Origin of the sequence: Streptomyces sp. NBC_00207 (assembly GCF_045160965.1) — a bacterium.
GTDB lineage: Bacteria > Actinomycetota > Actinomycetes > Streptomycetales > Streptomycetaceae > Streptomyces.
This window is the reverse complement of sequence record NZ_CP130715.1, coordinates 4,692,605-4,709,555: the sequence shown is the minus strand read 5'-3', so window position 1 is coordinate 4,709,555 and position 16,951 is coordinate 4,692,605. Positions and strand designations below refer to the sequence as shown.

Here is a 16,951-nt window from a genome sequence, read left to right as displayed (position 1 = left end):
GGCGCAGGATTGATGTGAGCCCACCGGTTCTGGCAGGAAATCGGTGGGCGAGGGACAGGGCCTCACTGCGGGGTCCGAGCCGCGAGCTTCCCCCTGACCGCGGCGCGGACCGGCAGGTCCGTCCTCGTCGGGGGAAGTGGCTTTGTCCCCCCGAGGCCACTTCCCCCGTCCCACACGCGAAGGCCCCGACCCCGGTCGGGGCCCTCTTCGCGTGGTCCGCGCCGTTCCGGTGCGTACGGGGGTCGTACGGGGGCAGTGCGTGGCCCTACGGGCTATTCGAGGCCGCCGGCCAGGCCCAGCACGGGCTCCACGGGGGCGACCACGGGGTACAGCTGGTTCGGCAGCTCCATGAGGGCGTTGAGCTGGTTGGCGCCCTCGACGAGCTTCGATCCGACCTCCTCGACGGAAGCGGGCTGGGCCCCCGCCGGCATCCCCGGCGCGGCCGACGGCAGGTCCGGGAGGGTGAGGGGGGCGATCGGGGCGGCCGAGGCGGCGGGTGCGGCGAGGCCCGCGGCGGCCCCCGCGAGGGCGATGGCGGCGAGCATGCGCTGGGTCTTGGTCATGCCGTGACAACGGCCGAAGGGGCGGGCGGTCACGCGGTTGTCCGCCGGACGGGAGCGCCGCCAACGCCGAGAGCCCCGACCCTTGCGGGGCGGGGCTCTCGATCAGAGCGGTAGCGGTGGGATTTGAACCCACGGATAGCTTGCACCATCACACGCTTTCGAGGCGTGCTCCTTCGGCCGCTCGGACACGCTACCGAGAGAGAGCTTAGCCCAAGGTGGCCCGTGCGCCGAAATCCGTATCCGCGAGCCCGCCGTCACAGCTCACGGAAGAAGTCCGTCAGCTGCCGGGCGCACTCCTCGGCGAGGACGCCGCGGACCACTTCGGGGCGGTGGTTGAGCCGGCGGTCCCGTACGAGGTCCCACAGGGACCCGGCCGCGCCGGCCTTCTCGTCGTCCGCGCCGTAGACGACCCGGGCGACGCGCGACTGCACGAGCGCGCCCGCGCACATCACGCACGGCTCCAGGGTCACCACGAGGGTGCACCCCGGAAGCCGCCATTCCCCGAGCGCGGCGGCCGCCCGGCGCAGCGCCACCACCTCGGCGTGCGCCGTGGGGTCGCCGGTCGCCTCGCGTTCGTTGTACCCGGTGGCGAGGATTTTCCCGTCCGGGCCCAGCACGACGGCGCCGACCGGCACATCGCCGGCCGGCACCGCCCGGGCGGCCTCCTGGAGCGCCAGGCGCATGGAGTCCCGCCACGGGTCCCGTACGGGATCGGTGGTGCTCGTGTCGTGCATGCGGATCACTAGCGGACGGCCTCCAGGACCTCGGTCGCGCCGAGGGACTCGGCGATCTCCGAGAGGGCGTCCCCGTCGAGGGTCATCAGTTGTTTGTTGGTCACCCCGAGGTCGTCCAGCAGCCGGGGGTCGCCGAGCGGACCGGCAGGCACCGGCTCCGCGCCGGTCCCGCCCGCCCCGTCCTCGTCGGTGTCCTCGTCCGTGTAGGCGGCGATGGCATCCTCCTCGCCGTCCTCGGTGCCGTCCAGGTCCAGCTCGTCGAGTTCGTCGTCCTCCTCGTCGCTGCCCAGCAGCTCTTTGGTCAGCATCGAGCCGTAGGAGCTGCGGGCGGCCGCGGCGGCGTTCGATACGAAGTACCGCGGGTCCTCCTCGCCGTCCACGCGGACGACGCCGAACCAGGCATCCTCCTGCTCGATGAGGGCGACCACCGTGTCGTCGTCGACAGCGGCGGAACGGGCGAGATCGATCAGATCACTGAGGGACTCGACGTCGTCGAGTTCCATGTCGCTCGCTTCCCACCCGTCTTCGGTGCGCGCGAGCAGTGCGGCGAAATACACCGTGACTCTCCCACTGGTCTTAGGCGTGCCGGTTGGAGGTCCCCCCGGCCGGAGGTTGGGGCGGAACGGCCGTGTGCTCGCCGCCCGTGCCCCGCCCAATCGGCATCGTGGCAGAAACAGCGGCTTTGCGAGAGGTCTTCGGCGCTTGCGTCGTGCCGTGCCGTGCCCCTGCGGGGGGCTTGCGGGGTTGTGGGGCCGGGCCGGCGGGGCCGTGGCGGGGGGCTTGCGGCGGGCGGTACGGCTTGGCCGTGTCGCGGCGTGCCGGGCCTGCGGCAGGCTTCCCGGGGCTCCGCCCCGGACCCCGCGCCTCAAACGCCGGCGGGGCTGAACCGGGCCGGCGGGGCTGAATCGGGTCGGCGGGGCTGGATCGGGCTGATACGGCTACCAGCGGAAGGTGCGCATGCGCATTTGCTGGCGCATGCGGGCTGCGCGGGCGCGGCGGGGCTGGACGCGGTCGCGCAGGGCGCGGGCCTCCATGAGGTCCCGCAGGAACTGCGCACGGCGTGCTCGGCGCTGCGCCGCGGTCTCCGGAGCGTCGTCGCTCGGCTGCGTGTCGGGCATCGGCCACCACCCTGGGCTGGTCGGTCGTCCCCCCTGCACCCACCTTGCCCCGGACTGGCCGTTTGATGCCACCCCGCTGCAGGTCAGGAGTCGTCCTTGAGGGTCGGGACCACTGCCACCGGGCCGTGCGCGTGCTGCAGCACCGCATGCGCCACCGAGCCCATGAACAGGGACCTGGGGCGGCGCCTCGGGTGGTGGCGGCCGACCACGACGAGTGCCGCCGACGCGGAGGCGGTGACCAGCCGGCCGGCCGGGTCGCCCGGGACCGCGGCCTGCTCGACCCGGACGTCCGGGTAGCGGGTACGGAAGGGTGCCAGCCGGGCCGTCTGGGACCGCAGCATCTCCCGCTCGGCCGGCACGGCGTCCCCGTCGTCCGCCAGCCCCTCCGGCGGGATCACCTCGAAGGGGGCGTCGATGATCAGGTTCGGCGCGGGCGGGACGGCGTACGCGGAGACCACCTGGACGGTGGTCCCCCGGGCGGCGGCCTCCGCGAAGGCGAAGGTCACCACGTCGTCGGGCGTCTCGGCGGCGTGCAGCCCGAGCACCACCCGCCCGGCGGACTCCTCCGCGGCCGCCGAGGCCCCGGCGGTCCGCTCCGCGTGCGGGACCACCACCACCGGGCAGGGCGCCGTGGCCGCCACGGCCCGGCTGTTGGAGCCGAGCAGCAGGGTGGCGAAGCCGCCGCGGCCCCGGGAGCCCATCACCAGCACCAGGGCCTCCGCCCCGATCACCCGCAGCGCCTCGGGGACGGAGCCCTCCAGCGCCTCGTACCGGACCCCCTCGGGCAGCTCGGAGCCGCCGCCGAGCAGGGACCGTACCCAGTCCTTCACGGGGTCGGCGAACTCCTTCGGCTGCGAGGCGTCGTGCAGCGCCGACCGGCGGCCCGCATACAACTGGGCGTGGTCGGGCAGAACATGGGCGATCATCAGCCCGGTACCGTGCCGGACGGCTGCGGCCCTCGCCCACTCCAGGGCCTTGAGGCTGTGTTCGGATCCGTCGACGGCTGCGATCACCGGTGCGTTGCTCATCCGTCCAGCGTGCTGGGCGTCCGGGCGGGTCGCATCCGCAGGCCGCTGCGGGCGTGGCCGCCGCTCCGGACGCGAAGGGGCCGCGTCACCGCGTAGCCTTTTGGGTGCAGGTCGCGTCGTGCGGCCGTTTTTGCTGGTCGCAGGCTGAGTTTTGGAGGATGTTGTGCGTTTGCAGGTCGTCGATCACCCCTTGGTGGCGCACAAACTCACCACCCTGCGCGACAAGCGCACCGACTCCGCCACCTTCCGGCGGCTCGCCGACGAGCTGGTCACCCTGCTCGCGTACGAGGCCACCCGCGACGTGCGCACCGAGCAGGCCGACATCGAGACGCCGGTCGCCCCGACCACCGGCGTGAAGCTCTCCCACCCGCGCCCGCTGGTCGTGCCGATCCTGCGCGCCGGCCTCGGCATGCTCGACGGCATGGTGCGGCTGCTGCCGACCGCCGAGGTGGGCTTCCTGGGCATGGTCCGCAACGAGGAGACCCTGGAGGCCTCCACGTACGCGACGCGCATGCCGGAGGACCTCTCCGGACGGCAGGTCTACGTCGTCGACCCGATGCTCGCCACCGGCGGCACGCTCGTCGCGGCGATCCAGGAGCTGATCAAGCGCGGCGCCGACGACGTCACGGCCGTGGTGCTGCTCGCGGCGCCCGAGGGCGTCGAGATCATGGAGCGCGAGCTGGCGGGCACGCCGGTGACCGTGGTGACGGCCGCGGTGGACGAGCGGCTCAACGAGCACGGCTACATCGTGCCGGGCCTGGGCGACGCGGGCGACCGGATGTACGGCTCGGCCGAATAGGCCGCCCGGCGGCCGGCCGTCACCGCGCTTCAGCGGTGGAGCGGCCGGCCGGTACGCCGGTACGAGGTTCAGGCGTTCAGCATTTGGCGGGCGCGGGCACGGGGTTGGCCAGGAGGGCCAGCGCCTTGTCCGCGTCCTCCTTCGTACTGAGCTCCTTGAAGGCGTCGCCCAGGATCAGGTCGATGTCCGCGCTCTCGCGGGTGTCGTTCTGCTGGGTGGCGCCGGCGAGCTGAGTGCCCAGCACGGAGAAGGCGGCCTTGTCCGTCGTGGGGGAGCCCAGCAGTATCCCGGTGCCGGGGACCTTCTTGTCGAAGTCGGCCGGGGCGTTGCCGACGTGGCCGATGACGAAGCCGCGTTTGGCCAGTTCGTCGCCGACGGCCTTGGCCAGGCCCGCGCGCGGGGTCGCGTTGTAGACGTTGACCGTGATCTCGCCGGGCGGCGGGAGCACGACCGCGGGCTTCGCGGCGGCCGAGGCGGTGGAGGCGGCGGCGGGGCCGCCCTTGGCAGCGCCCTTGGGCGGCGTCGTCGGGCAGTCCTTGGCGCCCGCAGCCGTGTTCCGCTTGGGGCTGTCGCCGCGGAACACGTCGATGAGCTGCATTGCCCCGTAGCCGACCAGGGCAAGTGCGAGGACCGAGCCGAGGATGGCGAGGACGATCCGAGGACGGCTCCGCTTGCGGCTCATACGGGGGTAGGCGGCTCCCGTGACGCGGTACTTACCGCCCATGCCGGGGGGAGTGAGCATGCTCATGGGCGCAGCGTAGTGCGGCCCGGTGGCGATGCCTACTAAATGATCTGCTGATAGGTCAATGGTGACCCGAAAGGCGCAATCTACGCGAACGCGTCAGTCCATCTCGAGGACACGGGCGTGCAGCACCTGACGCTGCTGCAGGGCGGCGCGCACGGCGCGGTGCAGCCCGTCCTCCAGGTAGAGGTCGCCCCGCCACTTCACGACGTGGGCGAACAGGTCGCCGTAGAAGGTGGAGTCCTCGGCGAGCAGCGTTTCGAGGTCCAGCTGTCCCTTGGTCGTCACGAGCTGGTCGAGCCGGACCGGGCGCGGCGCGACGTCCGCCCACTGCCGGGTGGTTTCCCTGCCGTGGTCGGGGTACGGCCGCCCGCTTCCGATGCGCTTGAAGATCACACGGAAAGCCTACCGGGCCCGTGCCTGCGGGCGCAGCCTCGAAGCGGTGGTGCAAAAGTGACGAACAGCGCTATTTCGGGAGGGATCCATGAGCGAGAGCACCGACCCCGCCGTCCCGGCGGACCAGACGGGCCCGGCCGGGAAGATCGCCGCCGGGTACGCGTTCACCGGACCCGCGCTCGATCTCGGGGCCCTGCTCTGGGACGGCGGCTGCCTGCCCGACCGCCAGATCCGCATCCCGCTGTCGATGCTCAACCGCCACGGACTGGTCGCCGGGGCCACCGGCACCGGCAAGACCAAGACGCTCCAGCTCATCGCCGAGCAGCTGTCGGCCAACGGCGTGCCCGTGTTCCTCGCGGACGTCAAAGGGGACGTCTCGGGGATCTCGGCGCCCGGCACGGCCGGCCCGAGGATCGACGAACGGGCCCGGGAGGTGGCCCAGAAATGGGAGCCGACCGGATACCCAGCCGAGTTCTACTCCCTCGGCGGGATCGGCCCCGGGATCCCGGTCCGCTCCACCGTCACCAGCTTCGGCCCCGTCCTGATGTCGAAGGTGCTCCAGCTCAACCAGACGCAGGAGCAGTCCCTCGGCCTGATCTTCCACTACGCCGACACCAAGGGCCTTGAGCTGATCGACCTCAAGGACCTGCGCGCGGTCGTCGCCTTCCTCGTCTCCGACCAGGGGAAGGCCGAACTCAAGGGCATCGGCGGACTGTCCACGGTGACGGCCGGGGTGATCCTGCGGTCCCTGACCGCCTTCGAGCAGCAGGGCGCCGCCGAATTCTTCGGCGAGCCGGAGTTCGACACGAGCGAGTTCCTGCGCACGGCCCCGGACGGGCGCGGACTGGTCTCCGTACTGGAACTCCCCGCGGTCCAGGACAAGCCCCAGCTCTTCTCCACCTTCCTGATGTGGCTGCTGGCCGACCTCTACAACGACCTGCCGGAGGTCGGCGACCTGGAGCAGCCCAAGCTCGTCTTCTTCTTCGACGAGGCGCACCTGCTCTTCAGCGGGGCCTCGAAGGCCTTCCTCACCTCCATCACCCAGACCGTGCGCCTCATCCGCTCCAAGGGTGTCGGCGTCTTCTTCGTGACGCAGACCCCCAAGGACGTGCCGGCGGACGTGCTCGCCCAGCTCGGCAACCGGGTGCAGCACGCGCTGCGCGCCTTCACCCCCGACGACGCCAAGGCGCTGAAGGCGACCGTGAAGACCTTCCCCAACTCGCCGTACGACCTGGAGGAGCTGCTCACGCAACTGGGGACCGGCGAGGCGGTCATCACCGTGCTCAGCGAGAAGGGCGCCCCGACCCCGGTCGCGGCGACCCGGCTGCGCGCCCCGCAGTCGCTGATGGGGCCGGTCGAGCCGGCCGCCCTGGACCGGGCGGTGACGTCCTCGCCGCTCTGGTCGCGCTACGCGGAGCCGGTCGACCGCGAGTCGGCGTACGAGAAGATCAGCGCCGAGCAGGCCGCGGCCGAGGCGCAGGCGGAGGCCGCAGCGGCCTCCGCCGAGGCCGAGAAGCAGGCCGAGAAGGCGGAGAAGGAGGCGGCGCGGGCCGCGCGCAGCGCCCCGAAGCCGGATCCCTCACTGGCCGAGCAGGTGGTGGGGAGCGGGCTGTTCCGCTCACTGGCCCGCTCGATCGGCACTCAACTCGGAAGGGAGATCTCCCGCTCGATCTTCGGGACCGCGCGCAAGCGGCGGTGACGCGGTGACAGACTCTGGCCCATGCGGACCGAACTCACCGACACCACGTCCAGCAAGGTCAACCGGGCCCTGCTCGATGCCCGCCGGGCCATAGGCAGCCCGACCATGGGGCTGGTGCTGACCCTTGTCATCGTCACCGACGAGGAGAACGCCTACGACGCCGTACGCGCGGCCTCCGAGGCCTCGCGCGAACACCCCTGCCGCATCATCGCGGTGATCAGGCGGACCTCGCGCGGCCCGCTCAAGCTCCGCGCGAACCGGGTCGACGCCGAGCTGCGGGTCGGCTCGGACGCCGGGACCGGCGAGATCGTGCTGCTGCGCCTGCACGGGGCGCTGACCGAGCACGCCGGCTCGGTCGTCCTGCCGCTGCTCCTGCCGGACGCGCCCGTGGTGGCCTGGTGGCCGGCCGAGGCCCCCGTCGACCTGGCGGGTGACCCGCTGGGCGCGCTCGCGCAGCGCCGGATCACGGACGCGGCGGCCGCCTTCGACACGGTCGGCGTGCTCGACGAGCGGGCCGCCGGCTACCAGCCCGGCGACACCGACCTGGCCTGGACCCGCCTGACCCCGTGGCGGTCCCTGCTGGCCGCCGCCCTGGACCAGAAGCCGCTGCCGGTGACCGCCGCGACGGTCGAGAGCGAGCCCGACAACGTGAGCGCGGAGCTGCTGGCGCGCTGGCTGGAGGACCGGCTGGGGGTGCCGGTGTCCCGGGTCGCGAGCGAGGGCCCGGTGATCACCAGGGTCGTCCTGCAGACGACGGGCGGGGAGATCCGGGTGGACCGGCCCGCGGGAGTGCTGGCCACCCTGAGCCTGCCGGGGAGCCCGGACCGCAGGGTGGCCCTGAAGATCCGCAGTGGCGCCGAACTGATCGCGGAGGAACTGCGCCGCCTCGACGCGGACGTGGTCTACGGCTCCGCGCTGCGGCGGCGGCCGCTCCAGACGGGGCTCTCCGCGTAGTGGTTGTCGTAGGTCGCCGAGCTGTCCTTGATGTCCTGCACGGTGGCCTCGCCCGCGTTGACCCGGCCGAGGAGCCGGTAGTAGTCGAAGCGGGCCATGCCGGGGGTGAAGCCGACGAAGACGCTGGCGGTGTGGCCGGCGGCGGGGGCGAAGGCGTGCTTGACGCCCGGCGGGACCGCGATGAAGTCGCCGGCGCCCAGGGTGTGGATCTCGTCGCCGACGAGGACGTCGAGCTGTCCGGCGGTGACGTGGAAGAACTCGGTCGCCTTGGTGTGGAAGTGCACCGGGGCGCCCGCCGCGCCCTCCTCGAAGGTGGCGGTGTTGCAGGTGAGTTCGGCGGTGTCGGTGAGCAGGGTGATGAGGCTGCCGGGGGCGTCGTAGATGGCTTCGGCAGTGGCGGCGCGGGTCGCGATCTCTGTCATGTCCCCCAATCTACGGTCCCGCAGGGGGAATTGGATCTTCCCTTTGCCGGCCGGTCCGCTGGCGCGCGCGGGGCCCGGCCGGGCCCCTGACCGGGGATCGACCGGCAGCCGTTCAGGACCCGCCGGCGGCCTTCGCGGCCCTGGCGGCGGCCTTCATCTCCTGCTTGTGCGCCCGCACCTTGGCCAGCGACTCCGGGCCCGTGATGTCGGCCGCCGAACGGTAGACGTTCGCCTGGCCGTACCCGCCCGCGGCCTCCCGCCACCCCGTGGGCCGCACCCCGAACCGCTTGCCCAGCAGGGCGAGGAAGATCTGCGCCTTCTGCTCCCCGAAGCCCGGCAGCGCCTTGAGCCGCTTCAGCAGCTCCCGGCCCGTCGGGGCATCGGCCCAGACGGCCTCGGCGCTCCCGCCGTAGTGCTCCACCAGATACGCGCACAGCTGCTGGACCCGCGTCGCCATCGACCCCGGATACCGGTGCACGGCGGGCTTCTCGGAGAGCAGGGCGGCGAAGGCCTCCGGGTCGTACGCGGCGATGGCGTGGGCGTCCAGATCGTCGGCGCCCATCCGCTGCGCGATCGTCCAGGGCCCCGAGAACGCCCACTCCATCGGCACCTGCTGGTCCAGCAGCATCCCGACGAGCGCGGCGAGCGGGCTCCGGCCGAGCAGCGCGTCGGCCTCCGGCTGCTGAGCCAGCCGGATGGTGATGTCCTTGTCCATGGCACCAGCGTCCCGCGCGGCCGCGTTCCCCGCGCGATCGGCACACCGCGCGCCTAGCGTGAGTACGACGACAGGTACGAGACGACAGGGACGAGCGAGGAGTCGATCGATCATGCTTGAGTTCTCCGAGGGCGCGCCGTGCTGGGTGGACGCGATGTTCACCGATGTGGAAGGTGCCAAGACCTTCTACGGCGACGTGCTGGGCTGGACCTTCGGTGAAGCCAGCAGCGAGTACGGCAACTACACGCAGGCCTATTCCGACGGCAAGGCCGTGGCGGCCGTCGTGCCGCCGATGCCGGGGGTCGACGCCCCCTCGCAATGGTGTCTGTACTTCGCCTCTCCCGACGCGGCGGCCACGGCCGGGAAGATCACCTCGGCCGGCGGTGAGGTGCTGATGGGTCCGATGCAGGTGGGCACCTTCGGCACCATGCTGATCGCGAAGGAGCCGAGCGGCGCCGTCTTCGGCGTCTGGCAGCCGGGCGACCACAAGGGCTTCGAGAAGATGGGCGAGGCCGGCTCGTACGCCTGGGCGGAGGTCTTCACCCGGGAGCCGGACAAGCCGGACGCGTTCCTCCCGCAGGTCTTCCCGTACGGCGCCCAGCAGATGGACCCGGGCGACGACCCCGAGATGGCGAACATGGACTTCAAGGTCTTCAGCGTCGGCGGCGGTGGGAACCCGGTGCTCGGCCGGATGAAGATGGACGACGACTTCCCGCCGGACCTTCCGCCGTACATCCAGATCTACTTCGGGGTCCCGAACTGCGACGAGGCGGTCGAGAAGACGAAGAAGCACGGCGGAAAGCTGCACTTCGGCCCGATGGACAGCCCGTTCGGCCGCTTCGCTGCGGTCACCGACCCGCAGGGCGCCGCCTTCGCGGTGATCGACATGTCGACGACGGTCGGGGAGATGCCCTCCTTCGGCTGAGCCGGACGCGCCCGGGCGCGGAGGCGGGCCACGGAGGGCGCGGCCCGCCGGACCGCGCCGCCGCACGACCCGGCAGACTTCGCTCCCTATACGTACGTTCGAGCAGTGCGGGGGCGGAACTCATGAGACGTGGAACGGTCGTGGCGGCGGCGGGATGCGGGCTGGCGATGCTGGCGGTGGCCTCGTGCACACCGCCCCCGGCGCCGCCGCTGTCGCCGAAGGCGCTGCCCTCGCCTGCGTCTTCGCCGATGTTCTCGCCCTCGCCGGTGCCGTCACCGCCGTCCGTGCCGCACGTGACGCCCTCGTCCGTCCCGCCCTCGCCCGTGCCGTCGACGCCTGAGGCGCCCTCGACGTCCGGGCCTGCCGCGGCGGTCGGGGAGGGGAAGGTCACGCCCGCCGACGCGCCGCTGCTGGAAGCGGTCCGCCGGTACCCGGAGGCCAGGGCTCAGGACGACGACTCGATCGTCGTGATCCACCGTGAGCCCGCGGTCGGCGCGGGCGAGTTCGCCTGGATGCCGGACGACCGCAGCTACTGCCTGGCCGTGGTCCGCGACGGGCGGGCGTCCCTCGCCTGCAAACCGCTGCCGAAGTCCTGGGCGCGGATCGGGATCCGGCTGGTGACCAAGGCCGGGCCGTTCCCCGGCCAGGCCGGCGCGACCGGCACCCGTACGGTCTTCTTCGCCGTCGTGGACGGCGGCCACGGCCCGTACCAGTACGCCGGGTCCGCTGCGCCCGGCCCCGACGCCGGGCCGGTCCGCGACGCCACGGCCGTCTTCGCCTCGGGCCGGACGCTGAGCCTGCTGACGTACGAACGCCCCACCGCGGACCTCCCGCCGCGCAGCGGCCCCGACATCTGCAGCGCGGACAACGCCGTCTGCTTCCCGGCGCTCGACGCGTACGTCGGCTAGCCGAAGGGATTCCGGGCGCCGCCGCCGGCGTACGGGTGGACGGCCGTGAGGCCAACGCCTGCCACGGCGTGACGAGCGTGGCGCACCCGCTGCCCGTGGACGAGCGGACGCTCTTCGTCCTGGGTTCGGTCACCAAGGCCCACACGGCGACGACCCTGCCCTCTTGCGAACGCTGTACGCATCCGCGTACGTTGTTCTCACGCAAGCGAACGCTGTACGCAGCGAAGCGAGGAAAAGGGGAAGGGATCACCATGGACGAGGCTCGCAATCCGCGACGCTGGCTCATCCTGATCGTGCTCTGCCTCAGCACCCTGGTGCTGGTCGTCGACAACATGGTGCTGACCGTGTCGATCCCGCCGATCGCGGAGGACCTCGGTGCCGGCGCCGAGGCCATCCAGTGGATCATCGAGTCGTACATCCTGGTCTTCGCCGGACTGCTGCTCACGGCGGGCAGCCTGTCCGACCGGTTCGGCCGCCGCCGCGTGATGATCATCGGACTGGCCCTCTTCGGAGTCGCCTCGCTCCTCGCGGCCTACGCCGACTCCCCCGCCCAGCTCATCGCCGGCCGCGCGGTGATGGGCATCGGCGGAGCCCTGGTGATGCCGAGCACCCTCTCGATCCTGATCACCGTCTTCGACGAGGAGGAGCGCCGCAAGGCCATCTCCGCCTGGGGCGCGGTGGCCGTGCTCGGCCTCGTCGGCGGCCCGGGGCTGGGCGGCGTGCTCATCGCCCACTTCTGGTGGGGCGCGGTCTTCCTGATGAACGTGCCGATCGCCCTGCTCGCCATCGCCGCCGCGCTCATCCTGATGCCGGAGTCCAAGGGCCCCTGGCGCAGGCCCGACTTCGCCGGCATGGCCCTGTCCGTCACCGGTATGACCGCCCTGATCTGGACGATCATCGCCCTCCCGAAGGACGGCCTCACCGCAGCGTCCACCCTCACCTCGCTGGGCATCGCCGTGGCCGCCCTGACCGGCTTCGTCGTCTACGAGGTCCGCACCGACTCCCCGATGGTCCCGCCGGCCCTCTTCCGCGACCGGATGTTCAGCGGCGCCAGTTTCTCCCTCGTACTGCTGACCTTCGCCAACGGCGGACTGATGCTGGTCCTGACCCAGTACCTGCAGTTCGTCGGCGGCTACACCCCCACCGAGACCGGGCTCGCCTTCACCCCGCTGGCCGTCGCCACGCTCCTCTTCAACGGTCTCGGCGCCACCCTCGGCCGGAAGATCGGCAACCGCGTGATGACCGCCGTCGGCCTCGCGGTCATCGCCTCCGGCTTCGGCGTCCTGGCCACCCTGGAAGCGGGCGACGGCTTCGCGCCGCTGGCCACCGCCATGGTCCTGATGGGCATCGGCAGCGGGCTGGCCATGCCGGCCGCCACCGCGGCCCTCATGGGCGCCGTACCCGAGGAGCACGCCGGGGTCGGCTCCGCCCTCAACGACACCGTCCAGCAGGCAGGGGCCGCCCTGGGCGTGGCCGTACTGGGCGCCGTGCTCTCCACCACCTACGCCGCCGGGCTGCCCGGCTCGGCCCCGGCCGCCGCCCGCCACTCCGTCGCCGCGGCGCTCGCCGACCCGGCCCTGGCGCCCGCCGCCCGCGAAGCCTTCACCTCGGCGATGTCGGCGACCTTCACGGCGGCGGCGGCCGGAGTCCTGGCCGCCGCGGCCCTGGCCCTGATCCTGATGCGCGACCGGCCGAGGACCGAAGCCCCGGAACCGGTGGGGGCCGGCGCACACTGACCGGCGCAGGGAACGCAGAAGGCCCCGGCCGGTTTCCCGGTCGGGGCCTTCAAGTGCCCGGTGAGGCACTGGCGGAGGATACGAGATTCGAACTCGTGAGGGGTTGCCCCCAACACGCTTTCCAAGCGTGCGCCCTAGGCCACTAGGCGAATCCTCCGCCGCAAACAATACAAGACGTTGAGGGGTGCTCGCGAACGTGATCGTCGGCGGGAGGGCGGCCCGGGGTCCGGCTCGATTCCGGGGGCCTTCATCCGCTAGGGTGGGGCCAGCCCCTCACGTGGCGCTATCTCACCCAACTCCCCCAGGGCCGGAAGGCAGCAAGGGTAAGTGGGCTCTGGCGGGTGCGTGGGGGGCGCTTTGCGTTCCGGGGGACCTTCGTGGCGTCGGCGGGCCGCTGTTGTCGGTGGGCCCGGATAACCTCGTAGACGTGTCGTCCCTTGCGCTGTACCGCCGCTATCGCCCCGAGTCGTTCGCCGAGGTCATCGGGCAGGAGCATGTCACTGCACCGCTGATGCAGGCCCTGCGGAACAACCGGGTCAATCACGCGTACCTGTTCAGCGGGCCGCGCGGGTGTGGAAAGACCACCAGCGCGCGCATCCTCGCCCGGTGCCTGAACTGTGAGCAGGGTCCCACTCCGACCCCCTGCGGGGAGTGCCAGTCCTGCCGGGACCTCGCCAGGAACGGGCCGGGGTCCATCGACGTCATCGAGATCGACGCCGCCTCGCACGGTGGTGTGGACGACGCCCGTGACCTGCGCGAGAAGGCCTTCTTCGGGCCGGCGTCCAGCCGCTACAAGATCTACATCATCGACGAGGCCCACATGGTCACCCCGCAGGGCTTCAACGCCCTGCTGAAGGTGGTCGAGGAGCCGCCGGAGCACCTCAAGTTCATCTTCGCCACCACCGAGCCGGAGAAGGTGATCGGGACCATCCGGTCCAGGACGCACCACTACCCCTTCCGCCTGGTGCCCCCCGGCACCCTGCGGGAGTACCTGGGCGAGGTCTGCGGGCGGGAGGGCGCCACGGTCGAGGACGGCGTGCTGCCGCTCGTCGTGCGCGCCGGCGCCGGGTCCGTGCGTGACTCGATGTCCGTCATGGACCAGCTGCTCGCCGGTGCAGGTGAGGACGGTGTGACGTATGCCATGGCGACCTCGCTGCTCGGGTACACCGAGGGTTCCCTGCTCGACTCCGTCATCGACGCCTTCGCCGCCGGGGACGGGGCCGCCGCCTTCGAGGTCGTCGACCGGGTGGTCGAGGGCGGGAACGACCCGCGCCGGTTCGTCGCCGACCTGCTGGAGCGCCTGCGCGACCTGGTCATCCTGGCCGCCGTGCCGGAAGCCGGGGAGAAGGGGCTGATCGACGCCCCCGCCGATGTCGTGGAGCGGATGCAGGCCCAGGCGTCCGTGTTCGGGGCCGCCGAGCTGTCGCGCGCCGCCGACCTGGTCAACACCGGGCTCACGGAGATGCGCGGCGCGACCTCGCCGCGGCTGCAGCTGGAGCTGATCTGCGCCCGCGTGCTGCTGCCCGCCGCCTTCGACGACGAGCGGTCCTTCCAGGCCCGGCTCGACCGGCTGGAGCGCAGCGGGGCCGCCGCCTTCGCGGCCGCGCCCGCCATGGGCTACGTACCGGGGCCCGAGGCGCACGCCATGGCGCCCGCCGGGCCCGGCGGGGGTGTGGCAGCCGCGCGCGCCGCCGCTGCCGTCCAGCCGCCCGCACAGGTGCCGGCTCCCGCGCCGGTACGGGCTCCCGCGCAGCCGGAGGCTCCGGTGCAGGCCGCGCCCGCCGCCCAGGCGCCCGCCGCCCAGGCGCCCGCCGCCCCCGCACCCGCCGCAGCCCCCGCACCCGCCCCCGGGGCCTGGCCCGGCGCCGCACAGCCCGGCAGCGGCGCCCCCGGCGCCTGGCCCGGAGCCGCGGCCCCGGCGACCCCCGCGGCACCGGCCGCTCCCGTGGCCCCGGCCGCCGGTGCCTGGCCCAGCGCGGCCGCCCCCGGCCAGGGCGCGCCCGCGCCCGTCGCCCCGGTCGCGGCCCCCGCTCCGGCCGCTGCCGCTGCCGCGGCCCCCGCTCCGGCCGCTGCCGCTGCCGCGGCCCCCGCGCCCGCGCCCTCCCCCGGCATGGCCGCCGGCGCGGGGCAGGTCCAGGCGATGTGGCCGGGCGTCCTGGAGGCCGTGAAGAACCGCCGCCGCTTCACCTGGATCCTGCTCAGCCAGAACGCCCAGGTCACCGGCTTCGACGGCACCACCCTCCAGCTCGGCTTCCCCAATGCCGGAGCCCGCGACAACTTCGCCAGCAGCGGCAGCGAGGACGTGCTCAAGGCGGTCCTGGCCGAGCAGTTCCAGGTCAACTGGAAGATCGACGCCGTGGTGGGCGGCGGAGGCCCGGCCCCTGTGGCCCAGGGCTCCTCGTACGCCGCCCCGCCGGCGCCCGCCTACAGCCCGCCGCCCCCGGTGCAGCAGCCCGCCCAGGCGGCTCCCGCGCCGCAGTACCCGCAGCAGCAGTCCCAGCAGTCGGCTCCCGCCCCGCAGCCCCCCGTACAGCAGGCGCCCCCGCCGGTCGCCCCCGAGGACGACTTCGCCGAGGAGGACGACCCCGACCTCGTGGAGAGCGCGCTGACCGGACACGACCTGATCGTGCGCGAGCTGGGAGCCACCGTTGTGGAGGAATACACGAACGAGTAGCGCCTCCGGATTGGGTGGCCGCACGAAACGCGCCACTCCCGCCGGGCTACCCTGGGCGGCGTGAAGGTCCTCGTCATCGGCGGCGGCGCCCGCGAACATGCCCTGTGCCGCTCTCTGTCCCTCGACCCCGACGTCTCCGCGCTGTACTGCGCTCCCGGCAACGCCGGCATCGCCGAGGTGGCCGAGCTCCGCCCGGTCGACGCCCTCGACGGCGATGCCGTCGCCGCCCTCGCCACCGAACTCGGCGCCGGCCTGGTCGTCGTCGGCCCGGAGGCCCCGCTGGTCGCCGGGGTCGCCGACGCCGTGCGCGCCGTCGGCATCCCCGTCTTCGGCCCGTCCGCCGAGGCGGCGCAGCTCGAAGGCTCCAAGGCCTTCGCCAAGGACGTGATGGCCGCGGCCGGGGTCCCGACCGCGCGCAGCTACGTCTGCACCACCCCGGAAGAGGTGGACGCGGCCCTCGACGCCTTCGGCGCCCCGTACGTCGTCAAGGACGACGGCCTCGCGGCCGGCAAGGGCGTCGTGGTCACCGAGGACCTGGCCGTCGCCCGCGCCCACGCGCTCGGCTGCGACCGCGTGGTCATCGAGGAGTACCTCGACGGCCCCGAGGTCTCCCTCTTCGCCATCACCGACGGCGTCACCGTGGTCCCGCTCCAGCCGGCGCAGGACTTCAAGCGCGCCCTGGACGGCGACCAGGGCCCGAACACCGGCGGCATGGGCGCCTACTCCCCGCTGCCCTGGGCCGACCCGAAGCTGGTCGACGAGGTCATGGAGCTGGTCCTCCAGCCCACCGTCGACGAGCTGCGCCGCCGCGGCACCCCCTTCTCGGGGCTGCTCTACGCCGGCCTCGCGATCACCGGCCGCGGTACCCGGGTCATCGAGTTCAACGCCCGCTTCGGCGACCCCGAGACCCAGGTGGTCCTGGCCCGGCTGCGCACCCCGCTCGCGAGCGTGCTGCTGAACGCCGCCAACGGCACCCTGGACACCGAGGCCCCCCTCGTCTGGCGCGACGACGCGGCCGTCACGGTGGTCATCGCCTCCCACAACTACCCCGAGACCCCCCGCACCGGGGACCCGATCGAGGGCCTGGCCGAGGTGGCCGTCGAGGACGCGCCCGACGCGTACGTGCTGCACGCCGGGACCCGGCGCGAGGGCGACGCCATCGTCAGCGCGGGCGGCCGCGTGCTGTCGGTGACGGCGACCGGTTCCGATCTGGCACAGGCCCGCGAGAAGGCGTATAAGGCGGTGGCGCGCATCCGGCTGGACGGATCGCAGCACCGTACGGACATCGCGGCGAAGGCCGCCGGGCACAGCTGACCAGCGGCTCCGCAGACCCGCGGGCCCGGTGCGCAGATCCTGCGCCCGGGCCCGCGGGCGTGTTCGCGTGCGAGTGCATCCGGCCGCGTTCGAACGCATCCACCTTTACCCAAAGCCATTCCATCGGGTGATCGTCACCCCGTCTGCCTGACGACCGGGCATGCCCCAACTAGGGTGCGGCGCAAGCATTCCGGCACTTGGCCCACCGGCATTGCGATGTCAGT

General features: G+C 72.9%; 18 protein-coding genes, 2 tRNA genes, 1 other RNA gene and 1 pseudogene. 11 read left to right on the top strand and 11 right to left on the bottom strand.

Translation table 11 applies throughout. From position 1 onward, the window contains the following. Positions 1 to 272: 272 nt before the first annotated feature. From OG472_RS22255 to OG472_RS22230, 6 genes are all read right to left on the bottom strand, one after another. Positions 273 to 563 carry a hypothetical protein gene (locus OG472_RS22255; protein WP_383576939.1) on the bottom strand — a complete coding sequence of 97 codons (291 nt, stop codon included), beginning with the start codon at positions 561 to 563 and terminating at the stop codon, positions 273 to 275. A 108-nt stretch (positions 564 to 671) separates the two neighbouring features. Next, positions 672 to 758, bottom strand: a tRNA-Ser gene (locus OG472_RS22250). Positions 759 to 817: 59 nt separating this feature from the next. Next, a complete protein-coding gene (gene tadA / locus OG472_RS22245; RefSeq protein ID WP_383576937.1) occupies positions 818 to 1,297 on the bottom strand; it encodes a tRNA adenosine(34) deaminase TadA in 480 nt (159 codons plus the stop codon). 8 nt (positions 1,298 to 1,305) lie between these two features. Continuing rightward, the gene (locus OG472_RS22240; RefSeq protein WP_383576935.1) at positions 1,306 to 1,854 is read right to left on the bottom strand and encodes a hypothetical protein; all 549 of its coding nucleotides are present in this window, start codon (positions 1,852 to 1,854) and stop codon (positions 1,306 to 1,308) included. Between the two features lie 381 nt (positions 1,855 to 2,235). Next, on the bottom strand, positions 2,236 to 2,415 hold the full coding sequence (locus OG472_RS22235) for a hypothetical protein (protein ID WP_030027564.1): 180 nt from the start codon (positions 2,413 to 2,415) through the stop codon (positions 2,236 to 2,238). A gap of 83 nt (positions 2,416 to 2,498) precedes the next feature. Continuing rightward, complete coding sequence (locus OG472_RS22230; protein WP_405830908.1) at positions 2,499 to 3,443, bottom strand: universal stress protein; 945 nt, start codon at positions 3,441 to 3,443, stop codon at positions 2,499 to 2,501. Between the two features lie 163 nt (positions 3,444 to 3,606). On the opposite strand from OG472_RS22230, the gene upp reads away from it, so the two are divergent. Beyond that, positions 3,607 to 4,242, top strand: coding sequence for a uracil phosphoribosyltransferase (gene upp / locus OG472_RS22225; protein WP_030010426.1), 636 nt, complete (start codon positions 3,607 to 3,609; stop codon positions 4,240 to 4,242). A 76-nt stretch (positions 4,243 to 4,318) separates the two neighbouring features. Here the strand turns inward: upp and OG472_RS22220 are convergent, their stop codons facing one another. Further along, a complete protein-coding gene (locus OG472_RS22220; RefSeq protein WP_401610339.1) occupies positions 4,319 to 4,990 on the bottom strand; it encodes a LytR C-terminal domain-containing protein in 672 nt (223 codons plus the stop codon). Positions 4,991 to 5,083: 93 nt separating this feature from the next. Then, positions 5,084 to 5,380 (bottom strand): type II toxin-antitoxin system VapB family antitoxin, encoded by a 297-nt coding sequence (locus OG472_RS22215; protein WP_030010424.1) that lies wholly within the window; start codon positions 5,378 to 5,380, stop codon positions 5,084 to 5,086. Between the two features lie 88 nt (positions 5,381 to 5,468). On the opposite strand from OG472_RS22215, the gene OG472_RS22210 reads away from it, so the two are divergent. Both OG472_RS22210 and opcA read left to right on the top strand, forming a co-directional pair. Next, a complete protein-coding gene (locus OG472_RS22210; RefSeq protein ID WP_405830906.1) occupies positions 5,469 to 7,079 on the top strand; it encodes a helicase HerA-like domain-containing protein in 1,611 nt (536 codons plus the stop codon). A gap of 21 nt (positions 7,080 to 7,100) precedes the next feature. Continuing rightward, a complete protein-coding gene (opcA, locus tag OG472_RS22205) occupies positions 7,101 to 8,033 on the top strand; it encodes a glucose-6-phosphate dehydrogenase assembly protein OpcA (RefSeq protein ID WP_401610342.1) in 933 nt (310 codons plus the stop codon). Here the strand turns inward: opcA and OG472_RS22200 are convergent. Together OG472_RS22200 and OG472_RS22195 are read right to left on the bottom strand one after the other, a co-directional pair. Then, positions 7,982 to 8,455, bottom strand: a complete 474-nt coding sequence (locus OG472_RS22200) for a cupin domain-containing protein (RefSeq protein ID WP_383576925.1) — start codon at positions 8,453 to 8,455, stop codon at positions 7,982 to 7,984. The two genes, opcA and OG472_RS22200, sit on opposite strands and share 52 nt — an antisense overlap. A 112-nt stretch (positions 8,456 to 8,567) precedes the next feature. After that, positions 8,568 to 9,170 (bottom strand): HhH-GPD-type base excision DNA repair protein, encoded by a 603-nt coding sequence (locus tag OG472_RS22195; protein ID WP_405830903.1) that lies wholly within the window; start codon positions 9,168 to 9,170, stop codon positions 8,568 to 8,570. A 112-nt stretch (positions 9,171 to 9,282) separates the two neighbouring features. Between OG472_RS22195 and OG472_RS22190 the strand changes: the two genes are divergently transcribed. The 5 genes and pseudogenes from OG472_RS22190 to OG472_RS22170 all read left to right on the top strand — a co-directional run bounded on the left by OG472_RS22190 (position 9,283) and on the right by OG472_RS22170 (position 12,739). Beyond that, positions 9,283 to 10,095, top strand: a complete 813-nt coding sequence (locus OG472_RS22190; RefSeq protein WP_383576922.1) for a VOC family protein — start codon at positions 9,283 to 9,285, stop codon at positions 10,093 to 10,095. A 184-nt stretch (positions 10,096 to 10,279) separates the two neighbouring features. Continuing rightward, the gene (locus OG472_RS22185) at positions 10,280 to 10,435 is read left to right on the top strand and encodes a hypothetical protein (RefSeq protein WP_401610346.1); all 156 of its coding nucleotides are present in this window, start codon (positions 10,280 to 10,282) and stop codon (positions 10,433 to 10,435) included. After that, complete coding sequence (locus OG472_RS22180; protein ID WP_405830901.1) at positions 10,419 to 11,003, top strand: hypothetical protein; 585 nt, start codon at positions 10,419 to 10,421, stop codon at positions 11,001 to 11,003. The genes OG472_RS22185 and OG472_RS22180 overlap by 17 nt, the downstream gene beginning before the upstream one ends. 35 nt (positions 11,004 to 11,038) lie before the next feature. Beyond that, positions 11,039 to 11,101: pseudogene (locus OG472_RS22175) on the top strand (hypothetical protein); the annotation flags it as partial. A gap of 153 nt (positions 11,102 to 11,254) precedes the next feature. After that, positions 11,255 to 12,739 carry an MFS transporter gene (locus OG472_RS22170; protein ID WP_405943200.1) on the top strand — a complete coding sequence of 495 codons (1,485 nt, stop codon included), beginning with the start codon at positions 11,255 to 11,257 and terminating at the stop codon, positions 12,737 to 12,739. Positions 12,740 to 12,808: 69 nt separating this feature from the next. Here OG472_RS22170 and OG472_RS22165 read toward each other — a convergent pair. Then, positions 12,809 to 12,896: transfer RNA gene (locus OG472_RS22165), tRNA-Ser, on the bottom strand. Between the two features lie 107 nt (positions 12,897 to 13,003). Between OG472_RS22165 and ffs the strand changes: the two genes are divergently transcribed. The 3 genes from ffs (at position 13,004) to purD (ending at position 16,727) form a co-directional block, all read left to right on the top strand. Then, positions 13,004 to 13,102, top strand: an RNA gene (gene ffs, locus OG472_RS22160) — signal recognition particle sRNA small type. A 64-nt stretch (positions 13,103 to 13,166) separates the two neighbouring features. Then, positions 13,167 to 15,413 carry a DNA polymerase III subunit gamma and tau gene (locus tag OG472_RS22155; protein WP_405941935.1) on the top strand — a complete coding sequence of 749 codons (2,247 nt, stop codon included), beginning with the start codon at positions 13,167 to 13,169 and terminating at the stop codon, positions 15,411 to 15,413. 60 nt (positions 15,414 to 15,473) lie between these two features. After that, a complete protein-coding gene (gene purD, locus OG472_RS22150; protein WP_405941934.1) occupies positions 15,474 to 16,727 on the top strand; it encodes a phosphoribosylamine--glycine ligase in 1,254 nt (417 codons plus the stop codon). Positions 16,728 to 16,951 lie beyond the last annotated feature (224 nt).